Annotated in this window: 18 protein-coding genes and 1 pseudogene; 13 read left to right on the top strand and 6 right to left on the bottom strand. The window is 61.6% G+C overall.

The window, feature by feature from the left end:
- Positions 1-591 carry an NADPH:quinone oxidoreductase MdaB gene (gene mdaB / locus EA797_RS18835; RefSeq protein WP_122168023.1) on the bottom strand — a complete coding sequence of 197 codons (591 nt, stop codon included), beginning with the start codon at positions 589-591 and terminating at the stop codon, positions 1-3.
- A gap of 151 nt (positions 592-742) precedes the next feature.
- On the opposite strand from mdaB, the pseudogene EA797_RS18830 reads away from it, so the two are divergent.
- A pseudogene (locus tag EA797_RS18830) lies at positions 743-1048 on the top strand (putative quinol monooxygenase); the annotation flags it as partial.
- A 13-nt stretch (positions 1049-1061) separates the two neighbouring features.
- Here EA797_RS18830 and EA797_RS18825 read toward each other — a convergent pair.
- Genes EA797_RS18825 through EA797_RS18810 form a run of 4 tightly spaced genes read right to left on the bottom strand, consistent with a single transcriptional unit; the run spans position 1062 to position 6867 of the window.
- On the bottom strand, positions 1062-2285 hold the full coding sequence (locus tag EA797_RS18825) for an amidohydrolase family protein (protein ID WP_122168019.1): 1224 nt from the start codon (positions 2283-2285) through the stop codon (positions 1062-1064).
- Entirely contained in the window at positions 2282-4768 is a 2487-nt protein-coding gene (locus EA797_RS18820) for a branched-chain amino acid ABC transporter ATP-binding protein/permease (protein WP_122168017.1), read from the bottom strand. The genes EA797_RS18825 and EA797_RS18820 overlap by 4 nt, the downstream gene beginning before the upstream one ends.
- The gene (locus EA797_RS18815; protein WP_122168015.1) at positions 4765-5634 is read right to left on the bottom strand and encodes a branched-chain amino acid ABC transporter permease; all 870 of its coding nucleotides are present in this window, start codon (positions 5632-5634) and stop codon (positions 4765-4767) included. The genes EA797_RS18820 and EA797_RS18815 overlap by 4 nt, the downstream gene beginning before the upstream one ends.
- Before the next feature lie 48 nt (positions 5635-5682).
- On the bottom strand, positions 5683-6867 hold the full coding sequence (locus tag EA797_RS18810; protein ID WP_122168013.1) for an ABC transporter substrate-binding protein: 1185 nt from the start codon (positions 6865-6867) through the stop codon (positions 5683-5685).
- 179 nt (positions 6868-7046) lie between these two features.
- On the opposite strand from EA797_RS18810, the gene EA797_RS18805 reads away from it, so the two are divergent.
- The 6 genes from EA797_RS18805 to EA797_RS18780 all read left to right on the top strand — a co-directional run bounded on the left by EA797_RS18805 (position 7047) and on the right by EA797_RS18780 (position 10922).
- Entirely contained in the window at positions 7047-7445 is a 399-nt protein-coding gene (locus EA797_RS18805) for a nuclear transport factor 2 family protein (protein WP_122168011.1), read from the top strand.
- 162 nt (positions 7446-7607) lie between these two features.
- Positions 7608-7808 (top strand): DUF1127 domain-containing protein, encoded by a 201-nt coding sequence (locus tag EA797_RS18800; protein WP_122168009.1) that lies wholly within the window; start codon positions 7608-7610, stop codon positions 7806-7808.
- Positions 7809-7915: 107 nt separating this feature from the next.
- Positions 7916-8233, top strand: a complete 318-nt coding sequence (locus EA797_RS18795; RefSeq protein WP_122168007.1) for a DUF2388 domain-containing protein — start codon at positions 7916-7918, stop codon at positions 8231-8233.
- Between the two features lie 85 nt (positions 8234-8318).
- The gene (locus EA797_RS18790) at positions 8319-8612 is read left to right on the top strand and encodes a DUF2388 domain-containing protein (protein ID WP_122168006.1); all 294 of its coding nucleotides are present in this window, start codon (positions 8319-8321) and stop codon (positions 8610-8612) included.
- Positions 8613-8637: 25 nt separating this feature from the next.
- Positions 8638-8958, top strand: coding sequence for a DUF2388 domain-containing protein (locus tag EA797_RS18785; RefSeq protein ID WP_122168004.1), 321 nt, complete (start codon positions 8638-8640; stop codon positions 8956-8958).
- Positions 8959-8978: 20 nt separating this feature from the next.
- Entirely contained in the window at positions 8979-10922 is a 1944-nt protein-coding gene (locus EA797_RS18780; RefSeq protein WP_122168144.1) for a DUF7844 domain-containing protein, read from the top strand.
- A gap of 434 nt (positions 10923-11356) precedes the next feature.
- Here EA797_RS18780 and polA read toward each other — a convergent pair whose 3' ends face one another.
- Positions 11357-14101, bottom strand: coding sequence for a DNA polymerase I (gene polA, locus EA797_RS18775; RefSeq protein WP_122168002.1), 2745 nt, complete (start codon positions 14099-14101; stop codon positions 11357-11359).
- A 76-nt stretch (positions 14102-14177) separates the two neighbouring features.
- On the opposite strand from polA, the gene EA797_RS18770 reads away from it, so the two are divergent.
- The 6 genes from EA797_RS18770 to ppnN all read left to right on the top strand — a co-directional run bounded on the left by EA797_RS18770 (position 14178) and on the right by ppnN (position 19559).
- The gene (locus EA797_RS18770) at positions 14178-14459 is read left to right on the top strand and encodes a DUF2782 domain-containing protein (protein ID WP_122168000.1); all 282 of its coding nucleotides are present in this window, start codon (positions 14178-14180) and stop codon (positions 14457-14459) included.
- Positions 14460-14489: 30 nt separating this feature from the next.
- Positions 14490-15440 (top strand): homoserine kinase, encoded by a 951-nt coding sequence (locus EA797_RS18765; RefSeq protein WP_122167998.1) that lies wholly within the window; start codon positions 14490-14492, stop codon positions 15438-15440.
- Positions 15441-15623: 183 nt separating this feature from the next.
- Complete coding sequence (locus EA797_RS18760; protein WP_122167996.1) at positions 15624-16241, top strand: CDP-alcohol phosphatidyltransferase family protein; 618 nt, start codon at positions 15624-15626, stop codon at positions 16239-16241.
- Positions 16242-16337: 96 nt separating this feature from the next.
- Positions 16338-16958 (top strand): lysophospholipid acyltransferase family protein, encoded by a 621-nt coding sequence (locus EA797_RS18755; protein ID WP_122167994.1) that lies wholly within the window; start codon positions 16338-16340, stop codon positions 16956-16958.
- Between the two features lies 1 nt (position 16959).
- Positions 16960-17892 (top strand): phosphatidate cytidylyltransferase, encoded by a 933-nt coding sequence (locus EA797_RS18750; RefSeq protein ID WP_122167992.1) that lies wholly within the window; start codon positions 16960-16962, stop codon positions 17890-17892.
- A gap of 293 nt (positions 17893-18185) precedes the next feature.
- Positions 18186-19559: a nucleotide 5'-monophosphate nucleosidase PpnN gene (gene ppnN / locus EA797_RS18745; RefSeq protein ID WP_122167990.1), complete on the top strand. Its 1374-nt coding sequence runs from the start codon at positions 18186-18188 to the stop codon at positions 19557-19559.
- The last annotated feature ends 190 nt before the right edge of the window (positions 19560-19749 follow it).

The raw sequence follows: 19749 nt of genomic DNA, 5'->3' as shown, positions 1-19749 counted from the left end.
TCAGGCTGACAGCCCGAATACCGCTCCCAGATGCTGCTCGTAACGTGCGACATCAGCTTCGATAGACGGCTGCTTCATCACGTCGACACAGATGAAGGTCGGCAAGCCGCTCAGGCCGAGAAACTCGTTGGCCTTGTGGAATGGGAAGTAAACGGCATCGGCGCCCTTACCCTCAAAAAAGTCCGCCGGATCGTCAAAGGCCTGCTGCGGCGCGTTCCAGGTGGCCGAAATCATGTACTGCTTGCCCTGTAGCAGCCCACCGCTGCCGTACTTCTGCGAAGCATCTGAGCGCGTCCGCCCGTCATTGGCGTAGAGGCTGCCATGTCCTTCGGTGAAGACTTCGTCCAGGTAACGTTTGACGATCCAGGGCGCGCCCATCCACCAGCCCGGCATCTGGTAGATGATCACGTCGGCCCAGAGAAACTTGGCCACTTCCTCGGCCAGGTCATAGCCCTGATCGATTTCGGTAGTCTTCACATCGAAACCCGCACGATCGAGAAACGCGACGGCAGTCTGATGCAGAGTCGCGTTGTAGCGACCTTCGGAATGGGCAAAATTCTTCCCGCCGTTCAGCAGTAGTACTTTTTTCATGAGCAACCCTGAGCTGTTACGAATGGCGGTAGCCTAACCACCCGACGCAAAGCGAAACACCCGTAGTCAGGCAAATGACTAGTGTCGAAAAGTCATTAATTAGACGGGTGTTGTTGCGATAGCGTTGCTCTAACCAATACGGAGCGACGTCATGCCAGAACCCTACGGATTTATCCTGCACGCCCATACGAAGCCAGACAAAACCGAGGCATTCGAAGCGCTGTTCCTCGCCTATATCGAGCACAGCCGTGCCGAACCGGGCTGCATCGAATACCACATGCTGCGTGACGCGCAGGATCCAAACCTGTTCATTTTTTTCGAGGTCTGGACCTCTGCCGAAGCCTTCGCTGCACATACCGCGCTGCCCCATATGCAGGATTTCCACAAGCAGCGCATGAGCTATCTGAGCCAGGACTTCGTGATCACTCCGATCAAAATGCTCAGCCCTGCCTCGGCGACATCCATCCGCGTTAGCGAGGCGCCAGCAGTTGCGGTAGAGCTCGCTCGAAGGTCTGCCGACCCGACTTGAACCCCATCAGCGGTGGGCGGATCTCTGCAATGACCGAGGCTGGCGAGGGGGCGTCGAAGACGATGAAATCGGCACGGCAGCCGGGCTCAAGGCCGTAATCTGGCAGTCGCAGCAGGCGCGCCGACTGAGTCGAGACCCAGCCGAGGCAGTCCAGCAGCTCCGCCTCGGTGGACAGCTGGGCGACGTTGGCGAAGAGGTTGGCCTGGCGCACCAGCGAGGCATCGCCGTAGGGGGTGAAGGGATTGCCGATATTGTTGGTCGACAATGAGCAGGTCACCCCACACCTGTGCAGCTGCGACAACGGCGCGACCCCACGCGGCTTGTCGTGGAATCGGTCGCGCGCGCCGAGGAAAAGATCCGTGGAAGGCAGCGCGGTCACGCTCACACCGGCACGCGCCAAGGCCTGCGCCACCTCTTGCAAATGCGCCAGCGGGAGCGCGGAGAGCTTGGTTACATGGCCCACGGCAACTCGTCCACCCCAGCGGTGAAGCTCGGTGCAGCGAATCACCTCATCAATAGTCATGCCGTCGGGGTTCAGATCGAAATCCAGATGGAAGTCCAGATCCCGGTCATAGCGCACCGCCAGCTCGAACAGCCGGCGTATCTGCGCGGCCGGGTCGCTGTCGGTATAAGGGCAACCGCCGAGCACCTCGGCGCCCGCCTCCAGTGCCTGGCACAGCAGCTGCTCCGTCCCTGGGTTGTTGAGCATGCCCTCCTGCGGGAATACGCAGATCTCCAGGGTGACGGCCCAGGCATAGTCTTCCTTCAGCCGCCGCACAGCGCGAAAGCTCGTCAGGCCGATACCCGGGTCGATCTCCACATGGGTGCGCATGTGCGTGGTGCCCTGCACGATGGCCTTCTCCAGCACATGAGCACCGCGGACGTAGACGTCCTCTTCGGTAAACGAAGCCTTGGCGATCCGCGTCTGGGCGATGGCTTCGGCAAGCGTCCCCTCGGCCAGCTGGCAGCGCTGGAGGATGCAGGCCTTGTCCAAATGAATGTGGGTCTCAATCAACCCGGGCAGGATCAGACGTCCTCCCAGATCCAATACCTCTGGCGAGCTGGCCGAGGTGAACTGGGAGACGAAACGCCCGTCCTCTATCAGCAATTCCCGAAGTGCTTCAGTCATGCCCAATCGGGCGTTGAGGATGTGCAGGGCGCTCATGCCGCGGCCCCATGGCCGAGGTAGGCGGCTTCCAACTCGCGATCACCGCGTAGCTGCTCGGCCGTACCGGATTTGACGATCCGGCCGGTCTCCAGCACATAGGCACGATCGGCGATCTGCAAGGCCAGGTTGGCCATCTGGTCGACCAGCAGCAATGTCACACCTTCGTCCCGCAAAGCCGCAAGCGCGTCATAGAGCTCACCGATCATTGCGGGCGAAAGGCCTAGAGACGGCTCGTCGAGCAGCAGGATTTTCGGTTTGGCCATCAGTCCGCGGCCCACTGCAACCATCTGCTGCTCGCCGCCGGAGAGCAGCCCCGCCGGGCTGTCGATGCGATCGCGCAGACGTGGGAAGCGCTTGAGTATGGCTTCGATCTCCGCCTCGGCATCGAACGCCTCGGTGCGTGAATAGCCGCCCAACAGGAGGTTGTCCCGCACGCTGAGCTGGGCGAACACCTGGCGCCCTTCCGGTACCAGCGCCAGACCTCGCGCCGCAATGGCGCTGGCATCCACGTGCTCGATGTTTTCGTTATCCAGCAGAATCGTGCCCGAGGTCGCCGTATGAAGGCCGGCCAGACATTTGAGAATGCTCGACTTGCCGGCGCCATTGGCACCGAGGATTGCGATCAGCTCGCCGGGATTGACCACCAGATTGACGCCTTCGACCACCGGTGCCGCGCCGTAATCGACTACCAGATCCTTGATGAACAGACGCGCATCTCGTGAGCCCGCCCACGGCGTCTGCCGAGGTGACGCCTCATAACTGGTGCCTCCGAGGTAGGCTGCCACCACGCGCGGATTGCCGCGAACCTCTTCGGGCGTGCCCGAAGCGATCGGTTTGCCGGCGTCCAGCACCAGAATGTGTTCGGAAACAGCCATCACAAGGGCCATGTCGTGCTCGACCAGGATCACCGCGATATTGAAGCCCGCCAACACCTTGAAGAGAGTGGCCAGGCTATCGGTGTCACCGCGCCCGAGACCGGCGGCTGGTTCGTCCAGCAGTAGCACCGCCGGGCGCGACGCGAGCGCTCGGGCGATTTCCACGAGTCGTCGATCCACATGCGGAAGATCTTCAGCTGGCGTGTTGACCGAGCCGCGGTAGCCAACCAGCGCCAGCAGATGCAGCGCCAGTTCTCGTTCATCCTCACTCGGCCGCCGGAAAATTCCGCCGAGGCGGCCCTTTTGCAGCCCGGCGAGTATGTTCTCCAGCACCGTCAGCTCTCCGAACAGCTGGGTGGTCTGGTAGGTCCGGGCAATCCCGGCGCGAGCGATTTTCCACGACGGCAAACCGGAAACCACCTCGCCCAACCGAATGCTGCCACTGTCCGGTGTGTAGAAGCCGCTGATCATGTTGAGCACCGTGGTCTTGCCCGCTCCGTTGGGCCCGATGATGCTGGTGATGCTTCCCGGCAGTGCCTTAAGGCTCACCTGGTCTGCGGCCTGGACACCGCCGAAACCGATACTGATGTCCGCAACCTCGAGCCCCACATCCTGACTCTTCTCGCCAAAGAAGGCCGCGAGCCTCGCCTGGTCAGCCACAGCCGGGGGATGCTGGGTGGTCGGGCGTAGCCAGAGCCGGGCAAGGCTGCCAAGCACACCGCGAGGAGCGATCCAGAGCACCGCCAGCAGCAATGCCGAGAACATCAGCAGCCGATACTCTGCGAAGTCAGCCAGCAGTTCCGGCAACAATACGATCAACAGGGCGCCAAGCAACGGCCCGAACAAGGTGCCGGCACCCCCGACGATGACAGCCAGCACGAAGAGGATCGACTGGGAAAAGGGAAAGGACGCCGGGTTGATGAACATCATCAAGGGGGCCACCAGTGCCCCGGCGAACCCGGTGAGTGAAGCCGACAGCGCAAACGCCAGGGTCTTGGTTTGTACCGGGTTGAAGCCCAGGGAGCGAGCGGCAATCTCGGATGCCTTGACCGCTCGCATCGCAGTGCCCCAGCCGCTCTGGCGCAACCGCTGATAGAAAGCCAGTGCAGCGATCATCATGACCGTGGCAACCAGAGCCATCACCACGCTCGGATCCATCGCGCCTACCGCGGGCATGGGGATGCCCATCAGGCCATTGGCCCCGCCCGTTAGCCCGCGCCATTCGACCAGACCGTGGTGGACTACCAGAGCAAAGGCGATGGTAATCATCGCCAGATACGGCCCGCTGACGCGCAGTGCCGGAATCGCCAGCAGCGCGCCAACGGCTCCGCACAGCAGCGCCGCCAGCACCATGGCCGGCGCCAGCGGCAACCCGGCCATGGTAAGCAGGGCCGAGGCATACGCGCCGATGGCATAGAAGGCGATATGACCGAAGGAGATCTGTCCGCTGAGGCCGATCAGGATATTGAGCCCGACACCCACTACTAAAGTGAGTGCAAAGAAGCTGAAGACCAACAGCGAATAGCTGTCGAGCATCAGCGAAATAGCCGTGCCGGCAACTGCGAGCAGGGCGATGCCAGCGGGTGCGAGAATCGAAGTTTTCATACTTTCACCAGTGTCTTGCTGCCGAACAAGCCGTTTGGCCGAATGGCCAGGGCCAGAATGACCAGGGCGAAGGTGAACAGCTGGGTGAAGGCCGAGCCGAAGTAGAGCGTTACCACCGCCTCCACCAAACCAAACAACAGGCCGGCGGCAAACACCCCACTGGCGCTGGCGATGCCACCGAGGATGGCCACTGCAAAGGCCTTGAGGCCGAACAGCGTGCCCATCTCAGCGCTCACGTTGAACAGCGGGGCGATAAGCAGGCCGGCCACCGCGGCGAATACCGCCGAGACGGCAAAGGAGATCGCCACCACGCGATTGACCCTGATGCCCATCAGTCTGGCAGCGGCGGGATTCTGCACGCAGGCTTCCAGCACCTTGCCCAGGCGCGTGTAGCGCCGCACCAGCAACAACGCCAGGGCGATACTGGCGCCAACCAGCGGAATCAGCATCTGCAGCAGAGAAATGTTCGAACCAAACAGCGCAACGCTAGTGGTGGCCAGCTCTGAGGTGAACTGCCTTGGTTCCTTGCCGAAGGTGAACATGGCCAGGTTGTCGACGAGGATCCCTGCCGCCACCGTTGCCATCAGCCAGGCCTCGGAACCTCGCGAGTGAAAGGGCCGAACTAGAAAGCGCTCTACCGCCAGACCGTAGAGCGCACACAGTGCAAGCGTCATCGGAATGGCCAGCCAAAGCGGCCAGCCCCAGGTGATATGGAGGCTGTAACCCAGCACCGCACCCACCATCATGGCGCTGCCCTGGGCAAAATTGACGGTTCGTGACACCACATATGTGATGTGAAAACCCAGCGCCAGCAAGGCATACATGCTGCCCAGCCCAAGACCGGTGACGATGGCGGCAGTAATCATGAGAAAAAGCTCCTTGTAGCCGCTCCGGTTGCGAAGCGGCTGGCTAGGTCAGGGGTTCAGGGGCACGATCTGGCCATCGACAAAGTGCGTGAACAGGTAGTCATCCGGGCCCAGCGCGTCATGCTTGTCCGCCGAGAACGGCTTGCTGTATTGCTTGATCAGTCCGTCGTACTGCTCAATGGCGTAGAAGCCATCGCGCACCTCACTACCCTTCACGGAGCCTGCCTTTTCGATTGCCAGAGCAGCCAGATGCATACCGTCATAGGCATTGGCGATGCCCACAGCAGGAGTGACGTCAGCGAGCGATTTGATCTCCGGATAGCGCTTCTTCAAGGCGGCCAGCACGGCGTCACCCTTGGCGCTGTTCTGCTCGTCGAAGACGTAGGTCTGGATGAAATGCACGCGACTCGCATTAGGGCCGGCCAACTCGCTGAAGCGACCGCCGGCCGGCCCCCAGTGGGAAATCACCGGAACGTCCCAGTTCATGCGGTCCAGGGACTTCACGACCTGTGCGGACGGACCGACATTGCCTACCATCAGCAGCGCATCTGCTCCAGCGCTCTTCAACCGCGTAAGTTGTGGCACCACGTCAAGGTCGCTGTCCTCGATCCGCTCGACACCGGCATTAGGCATGGCGCGCTTTTCCAGCGCGACCCGAAACCCGGCCTCGTTCGACTCACCCCAGGGATTGTTGACCAGGATCATGCCCGGCTTCTGCATGCCCTTCTGCTTCACGCCGTACTCCACCAGCGCCTCGTCAACCAATTCATCAACTGCGGAAACGCGGAAGACGTAGTTGTCTGCCGCGCCGTTGCGAGTGATGCCGGTGCCAGCCGCCCAGACGCCCATGAAGGGCACCTTGAGCTGATTCGCCAGGGGCACGATGGCCAGGGAAACCGGCGTATCCAAGCCTCCGAAAAGTACGGAAACCTTTTCCCGTTGTATAAGCTCTCGCGCCGCCAACATGCCTTTGGCGGGGTTGCTTTCATCGTCTCGGCGAATCAGCTCGACCGGCCGCCCCAGAATGCCCCCGGACGCATTTAGCTCATCAATGGCCACGTTCAAACCGCGACTCAGCGCCTCGCCAGACTTGGCCGACTGTCCGGACAACGCCGCGACCAAGCCAATCTTGATGGGGTCCTCGGCCTGAGCCGGTGCATGCAATAGCAGGCCAAGGGCACCGGCGACGGCCGCTTTCGGCCACTGGCGAAGAATTCTTGAAAGCTGGAACATGAGGCGACACTCCTGATAGCTAGCATTTGTACGAAGTTTGCTAGCAAAGTAGGTGCCACCAGTATCAGGTGTCTGAAATCAAGGGCTTAGCTGATACCACGCCAGGTCGACGCACGCTTTTCGTGCGCATCGCACTGAATACAGGCAACCCTCACACTCAATTCTTCAAGAGAAACCTCATGAAACTCGAAAACGAAGCCGTGCAGATTGTTAGCGATTTTCTCGAAGCCTCCATGGCTCAGGATCCGGTCCGGGCGGCTACTTATATGTCAGCGGACGTCCGCATCACCTTTACCGGCGGCCGATCCATGCCCAGCGCGACGGAAATCACCGCGTTCAACGCTGATCGCTATCGCTGGGTAAAGAAGCAACTGGGACAGTTCGACTGGACCGAACACAACGACCATACGGTGGTGTATTCAAACGGCACCCTTTACGGCGAATGGCCAGACGGGCGCAGTTTTTCCGGTAATCGCTACCTGGATCGCTTCGAGGTCCGCAACGGCAAGATCTCGCGGATGGACGTCTGGAATGACAGCGCCGAATGGATACTGACGCCATCGATTGCCAAGCCCTGATCCGGAACGCAAACAGTTGGGCGTAGGCGAAGCGGTACAGATGGTCATCAGGGCGAACTGAACCAGCACAATTCAAAGTCCCTGTGACTGTATCGCTACAGTCAGGCACGCGACTCTATCTGCCCATAACCCATCCCCGTTAACGGCGGGAAGGAGCGGCAAATGGAGCGCGTACTGACTCAGACAACGAACCCGACCTTCGGCCCCCTATCGCTGCGCCATATGCCCGCACTGATTCGTGCATGGCAGCAGCGCGCGCGCACCCGCCGGCAGCTGGCTGCACTCGATGAGCACCAGTTGGCCGACATCGGCATCAGCCCAAGCGAGCGGATGCACGAGCTGGAGAAGCCTTTCTGGCGCTGACGTGGCGCTTTCCAGGCATGGACATCGCGCCGTAAGCTGAACGGCGTGCCCGATCCGAGGGTCATAGCGGCTATCGGCGGGAAATCGCGTCTAGCCTGGAGAACACCATGAACAAGTATCTGTTGTCAGTTGCCACCGCTGCCTGCCTTGTCGCAGGAACCGCGTCGGCCGGAAGTATCACAGGCACCATCGACGCCATCGGCGCCTCGCTGGTTAACACCGTGGAAGGTACATCCGACATCACATCGAACCTGGGAGACAACAAGCTGGTGCTCGATGCCAAAGACGATGCGGCCCGCTTCGTTGCCAGCAATGGTGAAGCGCGCGGCGCTCAGCTGGAAGCTGCCCTGAAATACATCCGCACACAAGCCCCAGAGTTGGAAGCAAGCGATCTGCAACTGGCCGGTGCCATCCTGGCGATCTGACGCAAGACACGCCGTGAGCGCAGCGCTGGCTCCAAGGCTGGCGTTTCGCTAGCCTTGGCGGCTGATTTTCGGCTCCAGGATTCACATGCGTACGCTTTACCTTGCACTCCTCAGCTGCTGCCTTTGCAACAGCGCTCAGGCGTTTGACAGCCTGACAGGCGGAACCGTCGTCTCCAGCTATGTTGCCAGCAAGGTGACCAGCGCCCCCTTCGACAACAAGCTCATCCTCGACTCGCGCGAAGACGCAGCTGGCTTCATCGCCAGCTATGGCGACCATCGCGGGGCACGCCTGGAAGCCGCTCTGTTCTGGTTGCGTGAACGGCAGCCCGAATTGGTGGCGAGCGACCTTGAACTGGCCGGGGCAATCCTCGTCCAATGACCCACTCCGTTTTCTGGGAAGACTCATGAACTCCAAGCTGATCGCCGTGCCTTTCGCACTTACACTACTAGCCAGCGGCGCTCAGGCGCAGACGTTGGTTGCCACCAGCAATATCGTCGTCAACGCGCTGGATCGCAGTATCAATTTCACCTCCGACGTCACCAGCCGCATCAGCGACATGAAGGTAGTCAGTGAAGCCCGTGACGAAGCCGCCGGCTTCGTCGCCAGCGGCGGCGAACTACGCGGCGCACGCCTGGAGGCCGCGCTCGGCAGCCTGCGCACTGCCTTCCCGGAGGCGCAGCAGGCCAGTGATCTCGCGCTCGCAGAAGCCATACTCGCCCAGTGAAATCATTCCGTGGCCGGTGGCTGGCCGTTGCGTTCGCCGCGCTCAGTTCGTTCACCACGCTCTGTCAGGCCGATCTTCGCCTGACGCTGGATGACCGCCACCTGACACCGGCGGAGCGGGCCGCCAGCCAGCAGTTGCTGGATGAGGCAATGGCCGTTCTGCCGCCACGGATGGTCGAGCGGCTCGACCGTGACATCCGCGTACGCTGGCATGAGGGGCTGACCCACGATGTGTACGGCAGCGCCGGCGGCAATCTGCTGCTGCTCAACCGACGCTTGCTACCGGCGTTGACCGATGGCAGCGCCGCGGATCAGCGCACCGAGCGCCCCCATGGCACCGTGCGCCAGGAAATGCTGGCGACCCTGATCCATGAGGTCTCGCATCTGTATGACCGCGCCCGGCTCTGGTCGCCGGAGAATCACAAACAGCTCGCCTTCTGCAGCCAGCGCGCCGGTAGCTTAGGCCTGGTTGGCCTGCCGGACAGTTGCCGCGGCCAGACCGAACGCCGCTTCACCCTCAGCGATGACCCACGCCTGCTCGACCTTGCCGGCTGGCCTCAGCGGGTTGGCCAGCGCGGCGAGCGGGAGCGCGATAACGCCCAACAGGCGCGCAGCCCCGATGCCTATGAGTTGACCAACCCGCTGGAATTCGTCGCGGTGAACCTGGAGTACTTCCTCCTCGATCCCAGCTACGCCTGCCGGAGGCCTTCGCTGCACCGTTACTTCCAAGAGCATTTTGGCTGGCAGCCTGCGCACGTGGAGCGCTGTGAAGGCGGTTTGCCAATCCTCAACGCCGGTCATGATTTCGCTCGCACCCCACTGGTCGAACTCGATCCTGGGCGCGTCTACGAAGTCGATTACCTTTTTGCAGAAGCCAACGATGCGTGGGTCAGCCGCTGGGGCCACAGTATGCTGCGTCTGGTGATCTGCGCACCGGGCCGACCACGCGGGCCGGATTGTCGGCTGGACCTGGACCATCATCTGGTGCTGTCCTTCCGGGCATTTGTCGGCGACGTGCAGCTGTCCAGCTGGGACGGCCTGACCGGCGTTTACCCCTCGCGCCTGTTCGTCCTGCCGCTTGGCCAGGTGATCGACGAATACACCAAGGTCGAACTGCGGAGCCTTGCATCGATTCCCCTCAAGCTGCAGCGCAATGAGATCGACGCGCTGGTCGAGCGCAGTGCCGAGATGCACTGGAGCTACGACGGCGATTATTTCTTCCTCTCCAATAACTGCGCGGTCGAGACACTCAAATTACTGCGCAGCGGCACCGCACGTCTCGAGCTGACGGCACTGGACAGCATCCTGCCCAGTGGTCTGCTGGAAATGCTGATCAACCGGGGCGTGGCTGACAACAGCGTGTTGGACGATCCGCGCGAGGCGCTGCGTCTGGGCTATCGCTTCGACTCCTATCGTGATCGCTATGAAGCCATGTTCACCGTGCTGCGTGAGCGGCTCGGCCTGCCACACGCCGATGTCGAGCAATGGCTGGCACTAGGTGCCGATGAGCGGCGCCCGTGGATCGAAAAGGCTGATCTGCGCGCCAGCGCCGCCCTTTTGTTGGTGGAACAGGCCGCGCTTCGCCGCCACTTGCTGCTGGCACAGGAGGAGCTCAAGAATCGTTACTTGAGCGGCCGCCAGCGGGGCGACCAAAGCTTGGCCAAGGCCGACGAGACCTTGCAGGGCATTCTGGCCAACAGCGGTTACCTGAGCCGCCCCGCAGAGTTGCTCGACAGCGGCGGCTACGGACTGCCACAGGCCAGCGAATGGCAACGGCTGGAGTCGGAAAGCAGCCAGCGTCAGGCGCGACTTAGCCAGCTAACCGAAGCGCTGAACGAAGAGGTGCGTCAGTTGCTGAGCGAGGAACGGCAACAGGAACTGGAGGCGGTAGAGGCCAACCTGGCTCAGATCGGTCAACATCTTCGAGCCTTGCACAAGGCTGGTGGCGGGCTGCAGCTGCCCTGACCCACAGGCCGCTCCCGGTTGACGATGCTCTCGTAGTAGCCAGCTTATTGGCGATCCACGCCGTATGAACAATCCGGCCCGCGCTCGCACGTACGAGGCGGATCGGAACGGGGTCGGGGAGCATACGAAGCTGAACGGTGCGCAACAGCGCGCGCCGTACCAACGCTTTTTTCGAGACGAAAAAAAACCTCGAACTTCGTTGGGGGAGGGGGAAGTTCGAGGTTTAAGTCCGGTACGCCAATGGCGTATCCAGAGATCTGCCAACACTTAACACAACAAGGAGCATCGAAGGGTTTTTACACCCTTCGCAGCCTATGACCGGGGTTTGTATCCGTCGGTTCAATGCGAAACGAAAAATATTTTCATCACGCTTTCCTGACCGTCATGGAAACCCAGCAGCAGCCACGCTGCAGCGCTTCCAAACGCTTCGCGGGTCAATGCGCCTCGTCCCAATTGTTGCCGACTCCAGCCTCGACCAGCAGGGGCACGTCCAGCTGCGCAGCTTCGCTCATCAACGGAATGATCCGCTCGCGAACCTGCTCGACCAGATCTTCACGGACCTCAACCACCAGTTCGTCGTGCACCTGCAAAATGACCCGCGCATCCAGCCCGCTTTCTTGCAGCCAGTTGTCCACGCCGATCATGGCGCGCTTGATGATGTCTGCCGCAGTGCCCTGCATCGGCGCGTTGATCGCGGTGCGCTCGGCACCCTTGCGCAGCGCGCCGTTCTTCGAATTGATTTCCGGCAGGTACAGCCGACGCCCGAACAGCGTTTCGACGTAGCCCTGCTCGGCCGCTTGGGTGCGAGTGCGCTCCATATAGGCGAGCACGCCGGGATAGCGGGCGAAGTAGCGATCGATATAAGCCTGCGCTTCGCCGCGGCCGACGTCGATCTGCTTGGCCAGACCGAAGGCGCTCATGCCGTAGATCAAACCGAAGTTGATCGCCTTGGCGCTGCGCCGCTGATCGTTGCTCACCTGATCCAGTTCGACCCCGAAGACTTCGGCAGCGGTGGCGCGGTGCACGTCCAGATCGTTCTGGAAGGCATGCAGCAGACCGGCGTCCTGCGCCAGGTGCGCCATGATGCGCAGCTCGATCTGCGAATAGTCGGCGGCCAATAGCTTGTAGCCCGGCGCGGCGACGAATGCCTGGCGTATCCGCCGGCCTTCGGCGGTACGGATCGGGATGTTCTGCAGGTTCGGATCCGACGATGACAGACGCCCGGTCGCAGTCACGGCCTGGTGGTAGCTGGTGTGGATACGTCCGGTGCGCGGGTTGATCTGCAGCGGCAGCTTGTCGGTGTAGGTGCCTTTGAGCTTGCTCAAGCTGCGGTGCTGCATGATCACCTTGGGCAGCGGGTAATCCTTTTCGGCCAGCTCCGCGAGCACGCTTTCGGCGGTGGACGGCTGGCCGCCAGCGGTCTTCGACAGCACCGGACAGCCGAGCTTGTCATAGAGGATCGCGCAGAGCTGCTTGGGCGAGCCGAGGTTGAACTCTTCGCCGGCGATGTCATAGGCCTCGCGCTCCAGCTCGACGAGCTTGTTGCCAATCTCGACGCTCTGCAGGCCCAGCAGATTGGCGTCGACCAGCGCACCATTGCGCTCGATGCGCGCCAACACCGGCACCAGCGGCATCTCGATCTCGTTGAGCACCTTGAGCAGCGACGGCGTAGCTTCGAGCTTGCTCATCAAGGTCTGGTGCAGACGCAGGGTCACGTCAGCGTCCTCGGCGGCGTAGGGTCCGGCCTGCTCGACGGCGATCTGGTCGAAGGTCAGTTGCTTGGCGCCCTTGCCGGCGATGTCCTCGAAGCGGATGGTGCCGCGACCCAGGTACTTGAGCGCCAGGCTGTCCATGTCATGGCGGGTAGCCGTAGCGTCAAGCACGTAGGATTCGAGCATGGTATCGAAGGTCATGCCGCGCATCTCGATGCCGTAGTGCATCAGCACGTTCATGTCGTACTTGCCGTGCTGGCAGATCTTGCGCTTGCCGGCGTCCTCCAGCAGCGGCTTGAGCGCGGCGAGCACGGCGTCGCGATCGAGCTGCTGCGGCACGCCCATGTAGCTGTGGGCCAGCGGCACATAGGCCGCCTTGCCAGCTTCGATGGCGAAAGACACGCCAACCAACTGCGCCTTCTGCGCGTCAAGGCTGGTGGTCTCGGTATCGAAAGCGAAGCACTCGGCGCTTCTCAAGCGCTCGAGCCAGGCATCGAACTCGGCTTGCTCGAAGATCGTCGTGTACTCGGCCTCGGCCTGTATCGAGCAGCCTTCAGGCTGAACTTCGCAGTCTTCCCCGGCGGCTTTTGCCTCGCGCAATAGCTCATCGAGCCAATTCTTGAATTCAAGCTCGCGATAGAGCGCGATCAAAGCTTCGCGGTGCGGCTCGCCGGGCATCAGGTCGCCCACCTCCACGTCCAGCGGCACGTCGATCTTGATGGTTGCCAGCTCGTAGGACATGAACGCGGCGTCGCGGTGCTCTTGGAGCTTGACGGCCAGTGACTTGGCACCGCGAATCGGCAGGTCGCAGACCTTGTCCAGGTTCTCGTAGAGCCCCTTGATGCCGCCGGGAATGCCGTTGAGCAGGCCACAGGCGGTCTTCTCGCCGACGCCCGGCACGCCGGGAATGTTGTCGACCTTGTCACCCATCAGGGCGAGGAAGTCGATGATCAGCTCCGGGCCGACGCCGAACTTTGTCTTTACGCCCTCGATGTCATAGACGCTGCCGGTCATGGTGTTGACCAGGGTGACGTGCGGGCAGACCAGCTGCGCCATGTCCTTGTCGCCAGTGGAGATGATTACGTCGCGCTTGAGTGCTGCACATTGGCGCGCCAATGTTCCAATCACGTCGTCGGCCTCGACACCCTCCACGCAGAGCAGCGGCATACCCAGCGCGCGGACGCTGGCGTGCAGCGGCTCGACCTGACCGCGGAGGTCATCGGGCATCGGCGGGCGATGGGATTTGTACTCCGCAAACAGCGTGTCGCGGAAGGTCGGACCCTTGGCATCGAAGACCACAGCGAAGGGGCTGTCCGGGTACTGTCGGCGTAGCGACAGCAGCATGTTCAGCACGCCCTTGACCGCGCCGGTTGGTTTTCCGGTAGAGGTAGTCAACGGAGGCAGGGCGTGGAAGGCGCGGTAGAGGTAGGACGAACCGTCCACCAGAACGAGGGGCGCTTGGCTCATGAGCAGGATCAACCTTTTCGGCGGGCCCGCGGCTAGAATGCATCGGACCACTTGACGACAAAGGGACAAGGTTATCATGCGCGCAATCAAACCTCTGATGCTGGCCGGCCTACTGGCACTGGCACCGCTGAGCGGTTTTGCTCAGGAATCGGTCGAGGGCGATCCCGACGTCACCATCCGCCAGGAGGGTGAGCGCACCGTCGAGGAGTATCGGGTCAATGGCTTTCTGTATGCCGTAAAGGTCATCCCCAAGACCGGCAAGCCCTATTTTCTGGTACGTGCCGACGGCGACAGTAATTTCATCCGCGCCGACAAGCCGGATATGTTGATCCCAGCCTGGGAAATATTCAGCTGGTAACCTGACAGGACACGTAACGGAAGGCAGCTCATGTCGGTTTTCACCCCCCTGCAACGCGACGAACTCGAAGATTTTCTGGCGCCTTATGGATTGGGCCGCCTGCGCAGTTTCGAGGGCATCGCGGCGGGCAGCGAGAACAGCAATTTCTTCGTCAGTCTGGAGCAGGGCGAGTACGTCCTGACGTTGATCGAACGCGGCCCGAGTGAGGATCTGCCGTTCTTCATCGAATTGCTCGAGCTGCTTCACCGCCACGGTCTGCCGGTGCCCTACGCACTGCGCACCGATCGCGGCGAAGCCCTGCGCACGCTCGCGGAAAAACCGGCAATGCTGCAACCACGCCTGCCGGGCAAGCATGTCGCATCGCCCAACGCACATCATTGCGCTGAAGTCGGCCGATTGCTCGCACGGTTGCATTTGGCAACCCGCGAGCAAGTCATCGAGCGTCGCAGCGATCGAGGCCTGGACTGGATGCAGGAAGAAGGCCCAAGCCTGGCCATGACACTGCCCGAAGACCAGCTGCCGCTGCTGCGCGACGGCCTGGCGGAAATCGCAGAGTTGAAACCCAAGATCCTCGCCCTGCCGCGCGCCAACCTGCACGCCGACCTCTTCCGCGACAACGTGCTGTTCGAGGGTAGCCACCTGACAGGCGTGATCGACTTCTACAATGCGTGCTCCGGCCCCATGCTCTATGACATCGCCATCACAGTGAACGACTGGTGCTCGCACCCTAACGGCGAGCTTGATGAAGATCGCAGCGAGGCCTTGCTGGCTGGCTACTCGAGCCTGCGCCACTTCACACCGGCCGAGGCCGAACTGTGGCGTCCCATGCTGCGGGTCGCATGCGTTCGTTTCTGGCTGTCGCGGTTGATAGCGGCACAAAAATTCGCCGGGCAACCGGTGCTGGTCAAGGACCCTGAAGAGTTCCGTCGGCTACTCGGGGGCCGCCAGCATTGCCGCAGCGCATTACCCTTCGCGTTCTAGTCGCAGCCCGTAAATACTGGCCGCAAGCCTGACTCGGCGGCAGTTTCGCTTATCGGCTCGCAAAAACCGCTGTCGCTAGCGGAGGAGCCTTGATACCGCTGCGGGTTTGGCTCAGAGTCCGCCCGCACACTCACTATCGCTCAGCGTCGCTGCTCCGCCCCCACCATCGAAAGGAATCGATGCATGCCGTCCATCTACCAGCTCAAACCTCGCTTTCAGGACCTGTTGCGTCCATTGGTGCATCGCCTATTCAGGCTCAATGTCACAGCCAATCAGGTCACTGTGCTGGCCCTGCTGATCTCATTGCTCGTCGCGGCGACCGTCGCCTCAATGGCGCACGTGGTCTGGATATTTCTGTTGATCCCGCTGTGGATGACGCTTCGCATGGCGCTCAATGCGATCGACGGAATGCTGGCTCGCGAGTTCGGACAGCAGTCCAGGCTCGGTGCCTATCTCAATGAACTGTGCGATGTCGCAGCCGACGGCGCGCTCTATCTTCCCTTCGCGCTGGTGACAGGCGTCTGGCCGGCCGCCGTCGTGCTGGTCGTGATACTCGCGCTGATCAGCGAATACGCCGGCGTCCTCGGCCCCATGGTAGGCGCGTCCCGCCGCTATGACGGACCGATGGGCAAAAGTGACCGTGCCTTCGCCTTCGGCGTAATCGCGGTTGGCCTCGCCAGCGGACTGTTGGCGCCCATCTGGATCAACGGTGCCTTGCTGCTTATTGCTGCGCTTTCAGCCCTGACGCTGATAAATCGCGTTCGGCGCGGCCTTCAGGAGCCGGCATCGGGCTCGGCATAGACCAGCCTGCCGGCGCACAACCCCATCCATGAAACGCAATCAACCTTGTCTGCCGCACAAAGCGACGCTGACGGCCGCACCGCCCGAGGAACACCCATGCTTGGAACCCTGTTAGCCATTGCCATAACCGGTGGGGCGCGAATGATCACCGGTGCCCGGAGCCTTTGGCTCGGCTGTGCGCCAGTCAAAACCAAACGCATCTACTTCGCCAATCACAGCAGCCATGGAGACTTCGTATTGCTGTGGGCCTCGTTGCCTCCCGAGCTACGTCGCCTCACCAGACCGGTAGCCGGTGCGGACTACTGGCAAAGCAGCGCCCTTCGCCGCTTCATCATCAACCAGGTGTTCCACGGCGTCCTGGTCGATCGTGAGCGCCGCGATCCTTCGACGAATCCGCTTCAGCCCATGCTTGACGCGCTCGATGGCGGCAATTCGCTGATTCTGTTTCCAGAAGGTACACGCAACCTTGCCGAAGGCCTGCTGCCGTTCAAAGGAGGCCTGTTCCGCCTGGGTATCGAACGGCCAGATGTCGAGCTGGTTCCGGTATGGATCGCCAATCTCAACCGGGTAATGCCCAAGGGCAGAACACTGCCGCTGCCACTGTTGTGCACCATCAGCTTTGGCGCGCCGCTGAGCATTGCCGAAAACGAAGACAAGGACGCCTTCCTGGCACGCGCACGCGACGCGCTGCTGGAACTGGCACCAGAGGAAGCCTGACATGGACCGAAATACGATAATGCTCTTCGCCGGGATCGGCGCCCTGCTGGCCCTTGCCTCGTTGATCGGTTTCGTCCTGAAGCGGCGCAGCGGTGACGCTGACAATCCGGTGATCGATAACCTCAACGCCCGCATCAATGCCTGGTGGGTGATGGTAGCGGTGATCGGCTTCGCGTTCTGGCTCGGCCATGCCGCGGTCGTCGTGCTCTTCTACCTCGTCTCGTTTTTCGCCCTGCGCGAATTCATGACGCTTACCCCCACCCGCAGCAGTGATTATCCAGCGCTGGCCGCTGCCTTTTACTTCGTGCTGCCTCTGCAATACCTGCTGGTTGGCATCGGCTGGTACGGCATGTTCGCGATCTTCATCCCCGTGTATATCTTCCTTCTGCTGCCGATCCTGGCCTCACTGGGAGGAGACACGACACGGTTTCTCGAACGCGCCTCGAAAGTACAGTGGGGGCTGATGATCGCGGTGTTCTGTGTCTCCCACGTCCCTGCGCTGCTGACGCTGCAGATACCCGGATTCGAAGGTCGTAACCTTCTGCTGATCGCCTGGTTGGTGATGGTGGTTCAGCTCTCGGACGTTCTCCAGTACGTATGCGGAAAGCTCGCCGGCAAACGCAAGATCGCGCCCAACCTGTCTCCATCGAAAACTGTCGAAGGTTTCGTTGGTGGCATCGCGCTGGCGACCCTCATTGGCGCGGCACTGTTCTGGATCACTCCTTTCAGTTTCTGGCAGGCAGCGCTGATTGCTCTGACGGTCAACCTTCTCGGCTTTTTCGGCGGGTTGGTAATGTCGGCAATCAAGCGCGACCGTGGCGTGAAAGACTGGGGGCACATGATCGAAGGACACGGCGGCATGCTTGATCGCCTGGACTCGGTGTGTTTCGCGGCGCCGATCTTCTTTCATCTGGTGCGGTATTGGTGGGGTTAACGCATAGCGGCATAGGCAGTCGCTTTCGCGGCAGGCCAGCGTTCGAGGGGTGATAGCACGGAACCTTTCCCGTACCCTTAACGTCAAGTGATGCCCGGTCATGGTGCAGCCAGGCCGGGGCAACATGACGGATCCCAGCCATCGACCCGTTGCGTTCGAATGCATCCGAGCGCAGCCACCCGCACCGGTCGGTTAGGCTGCCTGAACCACTGCTGTGCATGCCCGCCGGGCATCCACCGTCCGATGCACCTGACCTGCCTGGCCCGGTGGCATTGTTTTCATGGAACATACGAATGACTTCACGCTATGTAATCAACGCTTCGGTAAGCCCCAAAGGCAGCCTCGAAACTCTGTCCCAACGGGAAGTCCAGCAGCTGAGCGAGGCGGGCTCCGGCAGCACCTATACGCTGTTCCGCCAGTGCGCCCTGGCCATCCTCAACACCGGCGCTCGCATCGACAATGCCAAGACAGTACTCGAGGCCTATGACGACTTCGAAGTGCGCATCCATCAACAGGATCGCGGCGTTCGGCTCGAACTGCTGAATGCGCCCGCCGATGCCTTCGTCGATGGAGAGATGATCGCCAGTACCCGCGAAATGCTTTTCAGCGCATTGCGCGACATCGTCTACACCGAAAGCGAACTGGGCAGCCCGCGCATTGACCTGACCAATTCCCAGGGCATCACCGACTATGTATTCCACCTGCTGCGAAATGCCCGCACCTTGCGTCCGGGCGCCGAGCCAAACATGGTGGTCTGCTGGGGCGGACACTCCATCAGCACCGAGGAATACAAATACAGCAAGCGCGTCGGCCATGAGCTGGGCCTGCGCAACCTGAACATCTGCACCGGCTGCGGGCCGGGAGTAATGAAGGGGCCGATGAAGGGCGCGACCATTGCCCACGCCAAGCAACGCATCGTTGGCGGTCGCTACCTTGGCCTGACCGAGCCGGGCATCATCGCCGCCGAGGCACCAAACCCGATCGTCAACGAGCTGGTCATCCTGCCGGATATCGAAAAGCGTCTAGAAGCCTTCGTCCGCGTCGGTCACGGCATCATCATCTTCCCTGGCGGCGTCGGCACAGCCGAAGAGTTTCTCTACCTGCTCGGCATCCTGCTGCACCCCGACAATCGCGACGTGCCCTTCCCCGTGATCCTGACCGGGCCGGAGAGCGCGGCGCCTTACCTGCAGCAGATCCGCGACTTCGTCGGCGCTACGCTTGGCGAAGAAGCTCAGCGCCACTACCAGATCATCATCGACGAACCGTCCGAAGTGGCGCGCCAGATGGTCGAGGGGCTTAAGGAGGTCAAACGGTTCCGCCGCGAGCGTAACGACGCCTTCCATTTCAACTGGCTGCTGAAAATTGAGGAAGGCTTTCAGCATCCGTTCGACCCAACGCACGAAAACATGGCCAGTCTGCAACTGACCCGCGACGTGCCACCCCACCTGTTGGCGGCAAACCTGCGCCGCGCCTTCTCCGGGATCGTGGCCGGCAACGTCAAGGACAAGGGCATCCGCCGAATCGAAGAGTTCGGTCGCTACGAGATCCACGGCGACCCGGCCATCATGAAGCCGCTGGACAAACTGCTGCAGGCCTTCGTCGAACAGCACCGGATGAAACTCCCCGGCGGCCGCCCGTACGAGCCGTGCTATCGCGTGGTGACCTGAGAAACAGAGCGTGTTGTTCCTGGTCTGCAAAGGCGCCAAAACCGCCTTCGCAGACGTCAGGGCATTGCTGCTTCGAGCAGATAGCTCTCGGTAGAGAGTCCCGATTTTCGCGTGTGATGGAAAAGGCAGACATGGGCCAGACGCAACGCCGGAAGCATAGGGAGTACCCCGCCCGCGTAGCGCCTTTCAT

The organism is Stutzerimonas zhaodongensis, from assembly GCF_003696365.1.
Classification (GTDB): domain Bacteria; phylum Pseudomonadota; class Gammaproteobacteria; order Pseudomonadales; family Pseudomonadaceae; genus Stutzerimonas; species Stutzerimonas zhaodongensis.
Note: the sequence above shows the minus strand (reverse complement) of the source record. Positions and strands in the feature narration are given on the sequence as shown.

Bases quoted from the DNA above. Each gene is read 5' to 3' on its own strand.
- mdaB (WP_122168023.1), bottom strand. From the start codon at position 591: ATGAAAAAAGTACTACTGCTGAACGGCGGGAAGAATTTTGCCCATTCC.
- EA797_RS18825 (WP_122168019.1), bottom strand. From the start codon at position 2,285: ATGAGCGCCCTGCACATCCTCAACGCCCGATTGGGCATGACTGAAGCA.
- EA797_RS18820 (WP_122168017.1), bottom strand. From the start codon at position 4,768: ATGAAAACTTCGATTCTCGCACCCGCTGGCATCGCCCTGCTCGCAGTT.
- EA797_RS18815 (WP_122168015.1), bottom strand. From the start codon at position 5,634: ATGATTACTGCCGCCATCGTCACCGGTCTTGGGCTGGGCAGCATGTAT.
- EA797_RS18810 (WP_122168013.1), bottom strand. From the start codon at position 6,867: ATGTTCCAGCTTTCAAGAATTCTTCGCCAGTGGCCGAAAGCGGCCGTC.
- EA797_RS18805 (WP_122168011.1), top strand. From the start codon at position 7,047: ATGAAACTCGAAAACGAAGCCGTGCAGATTGTTAGCGATTTTCTCGAA.
- EA797_RS18800 (WP_122168009.1), top strand. From the start codon at position 7,608: ATGGAGCGCGTACTGACTCAGACAACGAACCCGACCTTCGGCCCCCTA.
- EA797_RS18795 (WP_122168007.1), top strand. From the start codon at position 7,916: ATGAACAAGTATCTGTTGTCAGTTGCCACCGCTGCCTGCCTTGTCGCA.
- EA797_RS18790 (WP_122168006.1), top strand. From the start codon at position 8,319: ATGCGTACGCTTTACCTTGCACTCCTCAGCTGCTGCCTTTGCAACAGC.
- EA797_RS18785 (WP_122168004.1), top strand. From the start codon at position 8,638: ATGAACTCCAAGCTGATCGCCGTGCCTTTCGCACTTACACTACTAGCC.
- polA (WP_122168002.1), bottom strand. From the start codon at position 14,101: ATGAGCCAAGCGCCCCTCGTTCTGGTGGACGGTTCGTCCTACCTCTAC.
- EA797_RS18770 (WP_122168000.1), top strand. From the start codon at position 14,178: ATGCGCGCAATCAAACCTCTGATGCTGGCCGGCCTACTGGCACTGGCA.
- EA797_RS18765 (WP_122167998.1), top strand. From the start codon at position 14,490: ATGTCGGTTTTCACCCCCCTGCAACGCGACGAACTCGAAGATTTTCTG.
- EA797_RS18760 (WP_122167996.1), top strand. From the start codon at position 15,624: ATGCCGTCCATCTACCAGCTCAAACCTCGCTTTCAGGACCTGTTGCGT.
- EA797_RS18755 (WP_122167994.1), top strand. From the start codon at position 16,338: ATGCTTGGAACCCTGTTAGCCATTGCCATAACCGGTGGGGCGCGAATG.
- EA797_RS18750 (WP_122167992.1), top strand. From the start codon at position 16,960: ATGGACCGAAATACGATAATGCTCTTCGCCGGGATCGGCGCCCTGCTG.
- ppnN (WP_122167990.1), top strand. From the start codon at position 18,186: ATGACTTCACGCTATGTAATCAACGCTTCGGTAAGCCCCAAAGGCAGC.